Source organism: Rhizocola hellebori, assembly GCF_016862955.1.
GTDB lineage: Bacteria > Actinomycetota > Actinomycetes > Mycobacteriales > Micromonosporaceae > Rhizocola > Rhizocola hellebori.
Genome location: NZ_BONY01000106.1, coordinates 16674 through 29546, shown reverse-complemented (window position 1 = coordinate 29546; position 12873 = coordinate 16674). Strand labels below are relative to the sequence as shown.

The following is a 12873-nucleotide window of genomic DNA, read 5'->3' as shown; positions in this document are numbered from 1 at the left end:
ACGGCCTCCGCCGCCTCCGCCCTCGGCCCCTTTGCCTTCCGCCGCCAAGTCGCGACCCTCCGCCACATCGCCTCCGGCCTCGGCCCCTTTGCCTTCCGCCGCACCACGCTTAGGACCCGTTTCCACACAACGGCCCGTGCCTATCTCGCCGCCGCGCGTTGGGCCACCTTCGCCGTCGCAGCGCGTGCTCGCTTGACCGCCGCCCCGCACGCCCGTTCCGCCACCACGCCTTGGGCCCGACAGCCCGCCGCGGCGCGTGAGCAGGCGGCCGCTGAGACAGTCCCAGCCGGGGGCGAAGGACCTGCTGCCGTAGCCGATACAGAGGCGCCGCCGCCCACCACCGCGCCAGTCCGCCCGGAGGTAGCGCCCGTCGCCGCGGTGGTCTGTGCGGAGGTGCCGCCTGCGGCTGCGGCGGTCCGTGCGGAGGTGCCGCTTGTGGCTGCGGCGGTCTGTGCAGAGGTGCCGCCTTTGGCTGCGCCGGTTCGTGCGCCGTTGGCGGCTTCAGCCTGCGCGGAGGTGGCGGCCGCGGCTGCTTCGGCCAGTGCCGCGGTGGCTGCTGATGCGGCGATCTGTGCTGAGGTGCCGTATGTTGCGGCGGTGGTGGATGGGGAGGTGCCGACTCAGGCTGAGGCCGCTTTTGCGGAGGTGGCTGCCGGCGATGGTGGTGAGCTGACGCCGGAGGCCGCGGTGGTGGGGCTGGGCGCGTTGCTTGATGGTGGGCAGGCCGAGCCCGTGGTAACCGGGCGGGTGCGGGTTCCCAGGAGGCGGCGGGGTCGGGTTCCCGATGTGGTGCGGGTGGCGGTTGCCGGCGTCTTGGTGGTCGCGGTGATTGCGGGGGTTGGTCTTTGGGCGGGACGGCTCGGCGACCGTCCACGTAAGACGGAGCGGGCGCAGCCGTCGACGGCTGCGCCCGCACCACCTGTGTCTGCGATTGTCGAGGCGGTCGGCCCGATCGAGGCCGCGCCGAGGATTGTTCCGCTCAGTCAGCGTAATCCCATCACCGGGCCGGGTCGGCCACCGATGCCCGACGATGAGGCTGGGCCGTTTGGGAGCCGGCGCACGACCGGTACCTATGAGGTCGCTTTGACTTTCGATGACGGCCCGGACCCTCGCTACACCCCGGAGGTCCTCGCCCTGTTGCGGCAGTACCGCATCAAGGCGACCTTCTGCCTGATCGGGGTCAACGTGGTCCAGTTTCCGGAACTGGTTCGTGCCATCGCCGCAGAGGGGCACACCTTGTGCAACCACAGCTGGGTTCACGACCTAGGACTGGGTAACCGTAGCTACACCGCGATCGCGAGCGATATGACGCGGACCAGTGAGGCCATCAGAGCCGCGGCTCCGGGCTCCCGCGTGTCCTACTTCCGCCACCCCGGTGGGGCGTGGACTCAGGCCGCGGTAAATAACGCCCGGCAGCTGGGCATGACTTCGTTGCATTGGGACGTGGATCCGCGCGACTGGCTGAAGCCGGGACCACGAGCCATCTCTAACACCGTTACCAGTAGCACTCAGCCGGGAAGCATTGTGCTGCTTCATGATGGCGGAGGTGACCGATCGGGGACCGTCGAGGCTCTTCGTTCGATTCTGCCGAACCTGGTGTCGCGCTTGCGATTGGTGGCGCTGCCGCCGGGGGTTGATCCCCCCCGGCTTTACGGCATTCACCTACCGCTTCACGCGGGACAGCAGTAAATCAGTTGAGAGCGTTGACGATTTCGGTCGCCCGGCCCTCGTGCTTGGCGTAGGCCTCGGGGAAGGCCGAAACCTGCACGGCCTGAGCCGCATAGGTCAGTGCCATGTTCTGCCAGCCCGGGACCTGGATGAGGGCGCTGAGGAACTGCTCGGCCGCGTATTCCGGCTTCAGCAGGTTCTTCACCGTTCCCCAACCCGACTGCGGACGCTGCTGGAACAGTCCGACCGAGTCGTGGTCCGAGCCTTCACCTTCGTTGGTGTATTCGTACGACTCGGGGTAGTAGGTGCTGGCGAGGTTGTAAAGCTGGCTTTCCTGAAGTGCGGTCGCGACGGCGATGGTCTGGGCGTCCTTGCCGAGGCCCATCTTCTTCGCGGTGTCAACAATCTTCTTGGCGTTGTTCATCTGGGTTTGGTCGAGCCCGGCGACCGGAGCAACCTGCTTCGGTGCCGCGGGGGCTGCGGGGGTCTCTTGCTTTGGCTTAGATTCCGCTTCAATCGCTTCACGTGCCTGCAATGACCGCGTCACGATCTTGTCGGACTCTGCGCGTCCGTGCTCGGTTTCCGCTGCCAGCGCGATCTGCGTTCCGCTGGCCTGGGTCCGCTCGACGGCCGAGGCGGCGCTACTGCCACCACCGTGACCGGCGAGAGCGGCGAATCCGAGGCAAGCGGCCAGACCGGCCGAAAGCATCATTCGTCGTTGGTCAAGGGAAATGAATGTCTTGAAGGTATGTGAGATACGGGGGGCTCGATGGCGCCATTGCCGTCTCACGTGTGCTCCGTTGCCACGCATCGGACGAGCCTGACACTGTTTTCGCAGGTCATCAACCCTTTGATCGTGACCCCGGTCACTATTGAGCGCTATCGAGCGCTACTTTCGTGACTTTACTGTGACTACTTTTGACCTGGGCCACAGGGTCGTTGGTACCAATGCATGATTCTTGATTGCCACAAAATAGGATCAAAGTATGGTCGAATGGTCGTTGCTCACCGGATGGCTTCCGGCGGCACTAACCGCCACAGGGTTGCTCATTCTCCTTGGCCTGGTGGTGTTGCCGCCCCGGCCGAAGTGGTGGAGGACGGCACTTTGGCTGATGGCGGCGACCGGAGTCTTTGTCATTGTCACGACGCTTTTCGTCACTCGTGTCTGGAAACCGTTCTCTGATTCGTTTCCGCTGAACGTGCTGGTGTGGTCGTGGCTCGGCCTCAGTGCGGTGGTGCTCGGGTCGGCTCTGATAGTCACCAGACCCAAAAGCTGGTGGGTGCTCGCCTCCGCGGTGGCCGGGCTGCTGGCATTTGTGGGTATAGCGGCCACGCAGGTGAATCGGACCTACGGGCAGTTCCCGACCGTCGGCGTCGCGCTGGGCCTGACCAGACCCAAACTCACCGATCTGTCCACAGTGGAAACAGCCAATGAAGTCGTTGCCGCGCCAGTGGATGGCTATTTGGCCGAAACCTGGCAGCCAAGGCAGCCCTTGCCCAGCAAGGGAATCATCGCTCAGGTGGACATTCCGGGTGACGTGTCGGGCTTCCAGGCCCGCCCGGCGCACATCTACCTTCCCCCGGCATATCTGTCGACCGAGCCCAGACCGCTGTTGCCGGTGCTGGTGCTGATGGCCGGACAGCCCGGCAGCACCGACTCCTGGCTCGTCTCCGGCCAGCTTGCGCAGAAGCTCGACAACTACGCGGCCGCGCACAACGGGCTGGCCCCGATTGTGGTGATGCCGGATCAGCTCGGGTCGAACTTTGCCAATCCGCTCTGCGTCGACTCTCCGGAAGGAAATGTGGAGACGTATCTGCGCCAGGACGTCCCCAACTGGATTCGCCAGCATCTGCAGACCGCGACGGATCGCGACACCTGGGCCATCGGCGGGCTTTCCACCGGCGGCACCTGCGCGATGCAAATGGCGGTCCGGGCACCGGAGACATACGGCCGTTTCCTCGACATCGCGGGGGAATACCAGCCATTGGACGGATCGGAGAAGGAAACGGTCAGCAAGTACTTTGGGGGAGACCAGAGCGCATACGCCGCCATCAACCCGGTGGAGATCATGAAGACGCATCGTTTTGAGGACACGGCCGGCCGCCTCGTGGCGGGCACCGGCGACGACGAGTTCTACCCGCAGCTCAAAAAAGTCCTCGCGGCCACCGAGGCTGCTGGGATGGACATGACGTGGCTCGAGCTCCCGGGCGGGCACAGCTGGCAGGTATGGGCGCCGGGGCTGGAAGACAGTCTCGACTGGCTGGCCGCCAAAACCCGCCTGGTGCGGGGATAGGACATGGACTGGAACCTGCTGGCGTGTGCGCGGCACCACCTCACCTATGCGCCCAGCGAGACGCCGCTGCGTGAGCATCTGCAGGTGGCCACGGCCGCGGGAACGGCCTGGCGATGCCTGCGGTGCGGCCTTTTCGTGTTGGGTGAGCCGCGTGGATCCGGGCCGGCCGAGGATGCGCCGGTGGTGTTGCGCGGGCAGCTGCTGCGCGACGCGATCGTGCTGCGGCTGCTCGCCGTGGAGCGTCTGCTAAAGGGGCTGGCGGTGCTTTTCGCCGCGTACGGGGTGTTGCGCTTCCGGGCGCATGCCGATGCCGTGCGACGCGCCTTCGAGGAAGACCTGCCCTTGCTGACACCGCTCGCCGAGCGTCTACATTGGAATCTGCTCGACTCCTCGCTCGTGCACACCATCCGCCGTTTGCTGGAGACCCAAGAAGGCACCCTGGGCTGGATAGCGGCTGGGCTCGCCCTCCACGGAGTCCTTCAGCTCACCGAGGCCACCGGGCTGTGGCTGCTGAAGCGCTGGGGTGAATATGTGGCCGCGGTCGCCACGTCATTGTTCATCCCGATCGAGATCTATGAGCTGACCGAGCGCGTGACCTGGGTGCGCATTGGCGCGCTCATCATCAATATCGGCGCGGTCGTCTTCATCGTGTACCGCAAACGGCTCTTCGGCGTGCGCGGCGGCAGGGCGGCCCACGACGCCGAACGCCATCACGAGAGCCTGCTGCGGGTAGTTGAGAAGGCCGCCTAGGGAAAGGGCGGCCTTCTCGCCATCAGGAGACGGTCTACTGGTGGGGCGTCAAGACTTCGGCTGGCTCAAGCCGCCGAGCAGCTGTTTGAGCAGGCCGTCGATGTCGGTGCCCGGCGGCGCGGGCGTGGGCAGCTGGCCTTGCGGCGTGGCCTTGTCAACGATCACCGGAAGCACCTCGGCCAGGTCGTCGGCGGCCTTCTCGGGCGGCATGCCCGCCTGGCTCGCCAGCTGATCCAGAGCGCCTGTCCCCAGCGCGTCTTGGATCTGCTTGCCGCTCACCGGCTGGTTCGGGCCCTGCTGCACCCATGACTGCACCTGGTCGCCCATGCCGGCGCCCTGCAGCTGATTCACCAAGCCCTGCAGATTGGGCTGTCCGCCGCCCTTGGAAATCTGCCCCAGCAGCCCCTTTAGCAGCTGCTGCATCTGCGGATCCTGCGCGAGCTTCATGATCTGGTTGAGATCCATCTGGCCAATCCCCCCGGTGATTGCCGACTGATCTTGCTCCTTCGAAACTATGCGAATTCACTCCGCTCGGGAGCTGGTTTGGCCAAGATGCCTCTATGACCGAATATACGGACCAAGAATGTGACACCATCCGCACCGCAGCCTTCGGCGCGATGACCCTCGTCGCCGCGGCGGACCCGGGCTTCTTCGCGATGTTCAAGGAGAGCATGGCCGGCGCCAAGGCGCTCGCGGCCGCGCCGCAGCCGCTGCAGGGGATGCTCAAGTCGGGCGGGATGCCGACCGCGGCCAAGGACAAGGCAAGCGTGCTCGCCGCGCTGCAGCAGTCCAAGCAGATCCTGTCGGCGAAGTCGCCCGAGGACCTGGCGGCCTTCCAGAACGTCATCGCCACCGCCTGCAACGAGGTGGCCAGCGCGGCCAATGGCGTGGCCGAGACCGAGGTGGCGGCGATCAACGAAGTGAGATCGGCGATCGGCGTTGCCTAAGTGAGTGGTCGCCGTTACGGGAGATATGTCATCTAATATGCCGTCTGCTGTGGCCAGCCGGTTGCGGGGTGTTCCGGCCTGGCTCGGCCAGCTCGGCCGGCCCTACCCACCGGGGCACTTTCACTCCCCGTTGCCGGACCTGGACGAGGTGCGCCGCAGAGACGAACAGCTCTTCACCTCCCCGCGCAGCGTCGCCGGAATCGACCTGCGCGCGCAGGACCAGCTGGCGCTGCTGGAGGAGTTCTCGGCATTGGCCCAAGAACTGCCCTTTGTCGCCCATCAGGTACCGCATCTGCGATATCACCTCGCCAACAAGTGGTTCGCCCACGGCGACGGCGTGGCCCTATATTGCATGCTGCGCCGGTTGAGACCCGCTCATTACGTGGAGATCGGTTCCGGATGGTCCTCAGCGCTCGCTCTCGACGTCAACGAGCGGTTCCTGGGGCGCTCGATGCGGTTCACCTTCATCGAGCCGCATCCGCAGCGGCTGAAAAGCCTGCTTCGACCGGGTGACGCCGAACAGGTGAGCCTGATCGAAGCGCCTCTGTATGAGGCTTCATTGCCTGATCTGGTACCAGGCGACATGCTTTTCATAGATTCGTCACACGTGAGCAGAATCGGAAGCGATGTCAACCAGCTCTTCCTCGAGGTGATACCGGGCCTTCCGGCCGGGGTGCATGTGCACATCCACGACATCTTCTACCCCTTCGAGTATCCGAGGCGCTGGATATATAGAGGAAGGGCTTGGAACGAGAGCTACCTGCTGCGCGCCCTGTTGATCAACAATGATCACCTTGAGATCAGCTGGTTCAACTCCTACCTAGCCCATCGACACCGTGACACCGTGGCCGCGGCGCTGCCGCACTGGGGCGTGGATCCGGGCAGCAGCATCTGGCTGACCACGCGCTGACATCACTGACGCACCCTGTCAGGAGCCCACCCCTACCGTGCTTGCCATGGCACAAGACGACTTTGACTTCTTCCACGGCAGCTGGACAGTGCGCAACCGAAAGCGGGCGGGGGAGGGCTGGACGGAGTTTCCGGCCACCTGCACCGTGCGCGCCCTGATCGGCGGCATCGGCTTCATCGACGAGATGAGCTTCCCGGAGACCGGCACCGGCGGGAGCACGATCGGCCTTTACGACTCGGAGCGGGACCTGTGGGCCCACTATTGGGTGAGCACGCGCAATGGCGTGCTCCAGCCCGCGGTCTACGGCTCCGCGGCCAAGGAGTTCTACGGCGACGACGAGCTCGACGGCAAACCGATGCGGGTGCGCTACCTGTGGGACGTCCGGTCCCACGACGACTTCGGCTGGGAGCAGGCCTTCTCGTTCGACGACGGCAACACCTGGGAGGTCGACTGGGTGATGGACTTCAGCCGAGTGAGCTGATCAGCTCGCGCACCATGCCGGGCAGTGCCTCACCGATCGGCTCCTTCACCAGCCGGTCGGCGATCACGTCGTAGGGGGTCGGGCTGGCATTGACGATGGTCAGCTCGGCGCCCGATTTAGCGGCGATGGCGGCCAGGGTCGCCGCCGGCTCCACCGTCAGCGAGGTGCCCACAGCCCAGAACAGCTGACAGGCCATGGCAATCTTGGCGGCCTGATCGAGCACCTCGGCGTTGAGCGGCTCGCCGAACATGATGGTGCCCGACTTGAGAATCCCGCCGCACTTCAGGCACGGCGGGTCGGCCTCACCGGCCGCCACCCGGTCAAGCGCCTCCTTCATCGTGGTGCGGTCGTCGCAGCTCCAGCAGCGCACCGTGAACATGGTGCCGTGCAGCTCGATAACCTTGCGTGGGCTGGAGCCCGCCTTCTGGTGCAGCCCATCGATATTTTGCGTAATGATGCGCACCGGCAGCCCGGCCCGCTCGAGCTCGGCCAGCGCAAGGTGCCCCGCGTTCGGCTGAGCCTGCCAGGCCGCGTTGTCCCGCCGGGCCAGCCATGACATCTTGCGCACCTCAGGATCGGACAGATAATTGTCCAAAGTGAACAGACGCTCCTTGGCCGGATCCTTGGTCCACACGCCATTCGGCCCCCGAAAGTCCGGGATCCCGGAGTCGGTAGAGATCCCCGCGCCAGTGAGCACCCCGATCATCGGCTTCTGTCCGGTCACTTCAAGCTCCCGTTCGTGATCGTGTGTTGCCAGCGCCTGATCTCCTGGCTCCGCAACTCCATGATGATCCTGTGCGCTGCGAAAAGCACGACCGCCCAGGTGAATACGAACATGCCAATGATGAAGGCGAACCCTCCGGCGTCCTGTTGACAATCGCCTCCGACGCGGATGGCGCAGGGGTCGTTGCCGACAGTGAACGCGATGACGACGATCAGCATCCCGGTGAGCGCGAGCCAAATGGCGGCGCTGCGCATGCCAGATTTCTCAGCTTGAGGCATAGTTCGGCACGTTAGCAGGCTTTGACCACAAGAGTGCGCTCGTCCTCCGTCTAATGTGGATACAGGCCTTCCCTGGCGTCCAAGAGCTCGTCCCAGTGTTCACGGGTCCAGGCGCAGGCTGCGTCCAGGGGGCCGAGGAGGCTGCGGCCCAAGGGGGTCAGGCTGTATTCGCCCGCCGCGCGGCGGATGAGCCCGTCGCGTTCGAGGGCGCGCAGCGACTTGGTGAGCACCTTGGCCGTGATGCCGGTGAGCGGGACACGCAGCTGCGAGAAGCGGGCCGGCCCCAGCTCGAGGCAGCGGACAATCATGCCCGCCCATTTGTCGCCGACCCGGATGGGGTTCAGATCCGAGGGGCAGAGGGGATCGAACATGTCCTTGGCGAGAGGCGCTGTCACAACCGCCACGATATCCGGTATCCGTTTGGAAACCGGACCTGCCGCTACCTTTCCGGCCATGACCAACATTGTGATCTTTGGCGCCGGCGGCCGGGCGGGCCGGGCGGCGATCCGGGAAGCCCACCGGCGTGGGCATCGGGTGACCGCGGTGGTAAGGGACCCGGCCCGGCACAGCGATCTGGCGGCCACCGTGGTGACCGGGGACGTGACCGACGCGCAAAGCGTGGCGCAGGTGGCGGCCGGGCATGACGCCGCCATCAACGCGGCGGTCGACCTGGCGGCCGCGCCGGAGGCGTTCTTTCCCACCGCGTCCCGGGCGCTGACCGGCGGGCTGAGCCTGGCCGGGGTGCGACGGCTGGTGGTGGTCGGCCTGGCCAGCGTGCTGCCGACCGCCGACGGCGCCCTGCTGATGGACGTGCCCGGCTATCCGCAGGAGTACAGGTCGTTCTACCTGGGACACGCGGCCCTGCGCGATGGGCTGAGCGAAGGCGAACTCGACTGGGTCGTTCTGAGCCCGGCCGGCGATTTCGACCACGACGGCGCGCCTATAGGCCGGTACCGTTGGGCCGCAGCCGATGCGGCCAGCCGTATCACCTACGCCGACTTCGCCACGGCCGTGCTCGACGAAATCGAAACCCCGAAACACCATGGTGTCCACCTGGGCGCCGAAGGGGTGCGCCTATAGGGGATGCTTCGGGGTCCAGCGCAGCTCGCGGGTCGCCTTCTCATGGGCGACCCGCATCGTGGTGTGCATCATGAGCCGGCCGAGGTAGGGCACGAAGCGCATCAGCCAGCCCGGCATACGGCGAGCCTTCGCACCCTGCGCGGCGGTGGCGGCGGCCTTGTCCGCCCACGACATCGGGGAATCGTCGACGATGTTGTAGGCCTGGCCCGCGATGCCGCTCTCCAGCGCGGCGACGGTCGCGGCGGCGGCATCGTCGACATGGATCCAGGACATCACGCTGCCGCCCGATGACGGCACCGGCATGGTGGTGGCGCCCGGGGTTGGGTCGAACCACGTGCCGGGGCCGTAGAGGATGCCGTAGCGCAGGGCGATTCCCGCTATCCCCTCGGCGGCGAAGGCCTGCTCCTCGGTGGAGCGAAGTCCTTTCACGACGAAGTCGGCCATGCCGCCGCCGAGCACGCCGAACGGGTCTTCCTCGGTGAGGATCTTGGATCCGTGGTCGCGGTAGCCGTACCCAAGAATGAGAGATTGGGTAAGGAACCTTCGGGCGCCCAGGGCGGTGGCGGCGGCGAGCAGGTTCGCGGTGCCCTGCACCCGCAGCCGGGTGTTGGGATCGGAGTCGCCGAGGCGAAGTTTGGGTTTCTTCAACGCGGTCAGCTGATGGATCACCGCGTCGGCGGTCAGCCCCTGCACCGCGCGCAGCAGCCCAGCCCGGTCCAGCGCGTCGGCCAGCACCGGCTGAGCGCCAAGCCCGGCCACGGTCGCCGCAGCGTGCTGCGAACGCGCCAGCCCGAGCACCTCGTGACCGGCTTCGACCAGCGCACGGGTCAATGGCCTGCCGATAGCACCGGTCGCCCCCGCGAGAAAGACCTTCACCCGTCTAGTATCCAACTGTGTCAACAATAGGAGTCACCCCATGATTGTCGCGTTCTCGGTTACCCCGCTTGGAGTCGGTGAGGATGTCAGCGTGCCGGTGGCGGAGGCGGTGCGGGTGGTTCGGGCCAGCGGCCTGCCCAACCGCACCGATGCCATGTTCACCACCCTGGAAGGCGACTGGGACGAGGTGATGGCCGTGATCAAACAGGCCGTCGACGCCGTGGCAGCGGTCGCCCCGCGGGTGAGCATGGTCCTCAAGGCCGATCTGCGCCCAGGCGTCACCGACGCCCTCAACTCCAAAGTGGAAACGATCGAGCGTCTCCTCGCCGACGAGAGCTAGCGCGCGAGGCGTTCGGCCGAGGCGAGGTAGGCGCGGCCTTCGCCGTGGTGGCCGTGGCGCATGAGGTAGAGGCCGGTGGAGACCCGCTCGACGAAGCCCCACTGCCAGATGGCCTCCTCGTCGACGCCGGTCGCGACGGACAAGCGACGGCAGTAGCCGCGCAGGAGGTCGACCGGGTGAGCGTCGGCGAGCAGCCGGCCGGTGAAGCCGCGGATGGCGACGCCGAGGTCATAGGCGGGCTCGGTGAGAAAGCCGTCGGGATCGACGAAGACATATCCTGACTCGGCTCCGGGCCGTGAGGAGGGCACGGCCAAGGCGTTGTTGGCGTGCGGGTCGCCATGGCACACCACGCAGGTGTCGCTGTTGGAGGCCGCAACACGTTGGTGTGCATAGGAAAGCGCCTGCTCGACGAGGCCTTCTGAGCACGGCCGGCCCAGCGCCGGCCACAGCGAGGAGATGATTTCTATCAGCTGGCTTGCTTTGTTGAATTCGACAAGTGGGCCGCGGGGCACCTGCCATGCCTGCTGCAGCGTCTGCGCCAGCACATCGAGGCTGTTTTCCTCGGGGGCCTCGGGCAACATCGGGCCGAGCGGCTCCAAAAGCGCGGCGTTGCGCTCGGGGTCGAAGGCGTAAAGGCGAACGTAGCCGTGGCCATCGGCGGCGGCGATGGTGCGGACCTGATCGGCCAGCGGATCCCAGGGTGGCGCGATTTTCAGCACTGCACTAGGGCGGACCCGCGCCACCAGGGCTGAGGTTCCGCCCGCCATGACCTCATCGATCTCCAGCGACCAGGTGTGGCATAGCTCGTCGACATAGCGGGGAAGGGCGGTGAGCCATGCTTGCCCGATGGTTCCCCGGCTCTGCGCTGTGCGGCGAACCATCTCCGGCAGGACTGTCACGCCGGAAGTCTAGCGGCGCGATCGGCCAGGTAACGGCGCTCGGGCAGGCTCTCGGTGTGCTGGGCAGCCAGATCATAGGCTTCGCGGGCCGCGTCGGCGTCGCCCTCCAGCTCCAGCAGGTGAGCGCGGACGGCCAGGGTGCGGTGGTGTGAGGTCAGCACGGGCTCGAGGGCTATCGCCGTGTCGAGTTCGTCCAATCCCGACCGTGGCCCGTGCACCATGGCGAGCGCCACCACCCGGCCGAGGGTGACCATCGGCCCGGGAGCCAAGTGGCGCAACAGGTCGTAGAGGCTCAGGATCTGCGGCCAGTCGGTGTCCTGCGCGCGGGCCGCCTCGTCGTGCAGCGCGGCGATCGCGGCCTGTACCTGATAAGGGCCGACCTTCGCCTCGGAAAGGGCCGCGGTGACCAGAGCGGTGCCTTCGGCGATGGCCCCGGCGTCCCAGCGGCTGCGGTCCTGTTCGGCGAGCGGCACGAGCGCGCCCGCCTTGGTGCGGGCGGGCCGGCGCGCGTCGGTCAGCAGCATCAGCGCGAGCAGCCCACGTACTTCGCCGTCCTCGGGCAGCCGGCCGTGGAGCTGGCGGGCCAGCCGGATGGCTTCCCGGCTCAGCTCGACACGATGAAGACTCCCGCCGGAACTGGCCGTGTAACCCTCATTGAAAATCAGATAGAGCACCCGGAGCACAGCGGGAATCCGCTCGCTCAGCTCGGCGGGCGAAGGCAGCTGGAACTGGGCGCCGTTGGCCTTGATGCGCTGCTTTCCCCGGCTGATGCGCTGGCCGACCGTGCTCTCCGGAACAAGCAGAGCCCGGGCTATCTGTGCCGTCGACAGCCCGCCGACCGCCCGCAGCGTGAGCGCCACCTGCGAGGCCACGGTGAGGCTGGGATGGCAGCACAGGAGAAACAGGGTGAGCGTGTCGTCGGCGGCCGGTCCTGGCTCGGCCGGATGGGTTTCCAGCGCGACGGCCTTCTCCTCGCGATGCCGTCGTGCCACCTCGCGCCGGATCATCTCGACGCGCCGGCGCGAAGCGGCGGTGATCAGCCAACCGGCCGGGTTGTCCGGTATCCCCTCCTGCGGCCACTGCGTGACGGCGGTCAACAGCGCCTCCTGAACGGCGTCCTCGCACGTGTCGAAGTCGCCGTGGCGGCGCACGAGCACCCCGAGCACCTGTGGCGCCAGCTCGCGCAGCAGATCGTCGAGGCTCACGTCAGCAGCTGGCCCGGATCGATCACGGGGCGGACTTCGACCAGGCCCAGGTCGGCTTCTGGTACCCGGGCGGCAATCTCCAAAGCACGCTCGAAGCTCGTGCATTCGATGAGGAAGAATCCGGCCAGGTGTTCCTTCACCTCCGCGAACGGGCCATCGGTGGCCATCGACTCGTCGCCGGGCCGCCTTGCCTGCGACGGCGCCGCGAGCGCCTCGGTGGCGATCAGCTCACCGGACTTGGCGAGATCGTCGGCGAGCGCGGCATAGCTGCGCATCCCCTCGGCCTGCTGCGCCCGGGTGAACCCGTTCCAGATCTCCCGTGACCTGGGATTGCTGTGTATTAGGATCATGAACTTCATCCGGCATCACCATCCCTCGAAATTCTTCCACCCACGATGTCGAAATGCTGGCGGCAGCTTCG

General features: G+C 66.6%; 17 protein-coding genes. 8 read left to right on the top strand and 9 right to left on the bottom strand.

The annotated features are described in order from the left end of the window. On the top strand, positions 1-1689 hold a 1689-nt coding region (locus tag Rhe02_RS50300), incomplete at its 5' end, for a polysaccharide deacetylase family protein (protein WP_239124450.1). Position 1690: 1 nt separating this feature from the next. Here the strand turns inward: Rhe02_RS50300 and Rhe02_RS44090 are convergent. After that, the gene (locus tag Rhe02_RS44090; RefSeq protein WP_203914512.1) at positions 1691-2380 is read right to left on the bottom strand and encodes a hypothetical protein; all 690 of its coding nucleotides are present in this window, start codon (positions 2378-2380) and stop codon (positions 1691-1693) included. 274 nt (positions 2381-2654) lie between these two features. Here Rhe02_RS44090 and Rhe02_RS44085 point away from each other — a divergent pair, with 274 nt between their 5' ends. Both Rhe02_RS44085 and Rhe02_RS44080 read left to right on the top strand, forming a co-directional pair. Further along, on the top strand, positions 2655-3962 hold the full coding sequence (locus Rhe02_RS44085) for an alpha/beta hydrolase (protein ID WP_203914511.1): 1308 nt from the start codon (positions 2655-2657) through the stop codon (positions 3960-3962). Positions 3963-3965: 3 nt separating this feature from the next. Beyond that, positions 3966-4712 carry a DUF2127 domain-containing protein gene (locus Rhe02_RS44080; RefSeq protein WP_203914510.1) on the top strand — a complete coding sequence of 249 codons (747 nt, stop codon included), beginning with the start codon at positions 3966-3968 and terminating at the stop codon, positions 4710-4712. A 48-nt stretch (positions 4713-4760) separates the two neighbouring features. Here Rhe02_RS44080 and Rhe02_RS44075 read toward each other — a convergent pair whose 3' ends face one another. Beyond that, a complete protein-coding gene (locus Rhe02_RS44075; RefSeq protein WP_203914509.1) occupies positions 4761-5177 on the bottom strand; it encodes a YidB family protein in 417 nt (138 codons plus the stop codon). A gap of 95 nt (positions 5178-5272) precedes the next feature. Between Rhe02_RS44075 and Rhe02_RS44070 the strand changes: the two genes are divergently transcribed. The 3 genes from Rhe02_RS44070 to Rhe02_RS44060 are packed head-to-tail and all read left to right on the top strand — an operon-like array spanning position 5273 to position 7050. Further along, positions 5273-5659 (top strand): hypothetical protein, encoded by a 387-nt coding sequence (locus tag Rhe02_RS44070; RefSeq protein ID WP_203914508.1) that lies wholly within the window; start codon positions 5273-5275, stop codon positions 5657-5659. A gap of 37 nt (positions 5660-5696) precedes the next feature. Next, positions 5697-6569, top strand: a complete 873-nt coding sequence (locus Rhe02_RS44065) for a class I SAM-dependent methyltransferase (RefSeq protein ID WP_203914507.1) — start codon at positions 5697-5699, stop codon at positions 6567-6569. Positions 6570-6615: 46 nt separating this feature from the next. Further along, on the top strand, positions 6616-7050 hold the full coding sequence (locus tag Rhe02_RS44060; protein ID WP_203914506.1) for a hypothetical protein: 435 nt from the start codon (positions 6616-6618) through the stop codon (positions 7048-7050). On the opposite strand, the gene Rhe02_RS44055 is transcribed toward Rhe02_RS44060, so the two are convergent. From Rhe02_RS44055 to Rhe02_RS44045, 3 genes are all read right to left on the bottom strand, one after another. Beyond that, complete coding sequence (locus Rhe02_RS44055) at positions 7034-7774, bottom strand: SIR2 family NAD-dependent protein deacylase (protein ID WP_239124449.1); 741 nt, start codon at positions 7772-7774, stop codon at positions 7034-7036. The genes Rhe02_RS44060 and Rhe02_RS44055 overlap by 17 nt on opposite strands. Then, positions 7771-8028 (bottom strand): hypothetical protein, encoded by a 258-nt coding sequence (locus tag Rhe02_RS44050; protein WP_203914505.1) that lies wholly within the window; start codon positions 8026-8028, stop codon positions 7771-7773. Before Rhe02_RS44050 ends, Rhe02_RS44055 begins: the two co-directional genes overlap by 4 nt. A 74-nt stretch (positions 8029-8102) precedes the next feature. Further along, the gene (locus tag Rhe02_RS44045) at positions 8103-8447 is read right to left on the bottom strand and encodes a winged helix-turn-helix transcriptional regulator (protein ID WP_239124448.1); all 345 of its coding nucleotides are present in this window, start codon (positions 8445-8447) and stop codon (positions 8103-8105) included. A gap of 58 nt (positions 8448-8505) precedes the next feature. On the opposite strand from Rhe02_RS44045, the gene Rhe02_RS44040 reads away from it, so the two are divergent. Beyond that, positions 8506-9132: an NAD(P)-dependent oxidoreductase gene (locus Rhe02_RS44040; RefSeq protein WP_203914504.1), complete on the top strand. Its 627-nt coding sequence runs from the start codon at positions 8506-8508 to the stop codon at positions 9130-9132. Here Rhe02_RS44040 and Rhe02_RS44035 read toward each other — a convergent pair. Beyond that, positions 9127-10008: an NAD-dependent epimerase/dehydratase family protein gene (locus Rhe02_RS44035; protein ID WP_203914503.1), complete on the bottom strand. Its 882-nt coding sequence runs from the start codon at positions 10006-10008 to the stop codon at positions 9127-9129. The two genes, Rhe02_RS44040 and Rhe02_RS44035, sit on opposite strands and share 6 nt — an antisense overlap. Before the next feature lie 40 nt (positions 10009-10048). Between Rhe02_RS44035 and Rhe02_RS44030 the strand changes: the two genes are divergently transcribed. After that, the gene (locus Rhe02_RS44030) at positions 10049-10348 is read left to right on the top strand and encodes an MTH1187 family thiamine-binding protein (RefSeq protein ID WP_203914502.1); all 300 of its coding nucleotides are present in this window, start codon (positions 10049-10051) and stop codon (positions 10346-10348) included. On the opposite strand, the gene Rhe02_RS44025 is transcribed toward Rhe02_RS44030, so the two are convergent. The 3 genes from Rhe02_RS44025 to Rhe02_RS44015 are packed head-to-tail and all read right to left on the bottom strand — an operon-like array spanning position 10345 to position 12811. Further along, complete coding sequence (locus Rhe02_RS44025; RefSeq protein WP_203914501.1) at positions 10345-11247, bottom strand: aminoglycoside phosphotransferase family protein; 903 nt, start codon at positions 11245-11247, stop codon at positions 10345-10347. The two genes, Rhe02_RS44030 and Rhe02_RS44025, sit on opposite strands and share 4 nt — an antisense overlap. Then, positions 11244-12452, bottom strand: coding sequence for an RNA polymerase sigma factor (locus Rhe02_RS44020; protein ID WP_239124447.1), 1209 nt, complete (start codon positions 12450-12452; stop codon positions 11244-11246). Before Rhe02_RS44020 ends, Rhe02_RS44025 begins: the two co-directional genes overlap by 4 nt. Then, positions 12449-12811, bottom strand: a complete 363-nt coding sequence (locus Rhe02_RS44015) for a YciI family protein (protein WP_203914499.1) — start codon at positions 12809-12811, stop codon at positions 12449-12451. The genes Rhe02_RS44020 and Rhe02_RS44015 overlap by 4 nt, the downstream gene beginning before the upstream one ends. Positions 12812-12873 lie beyond the last annotated feature (62 nt).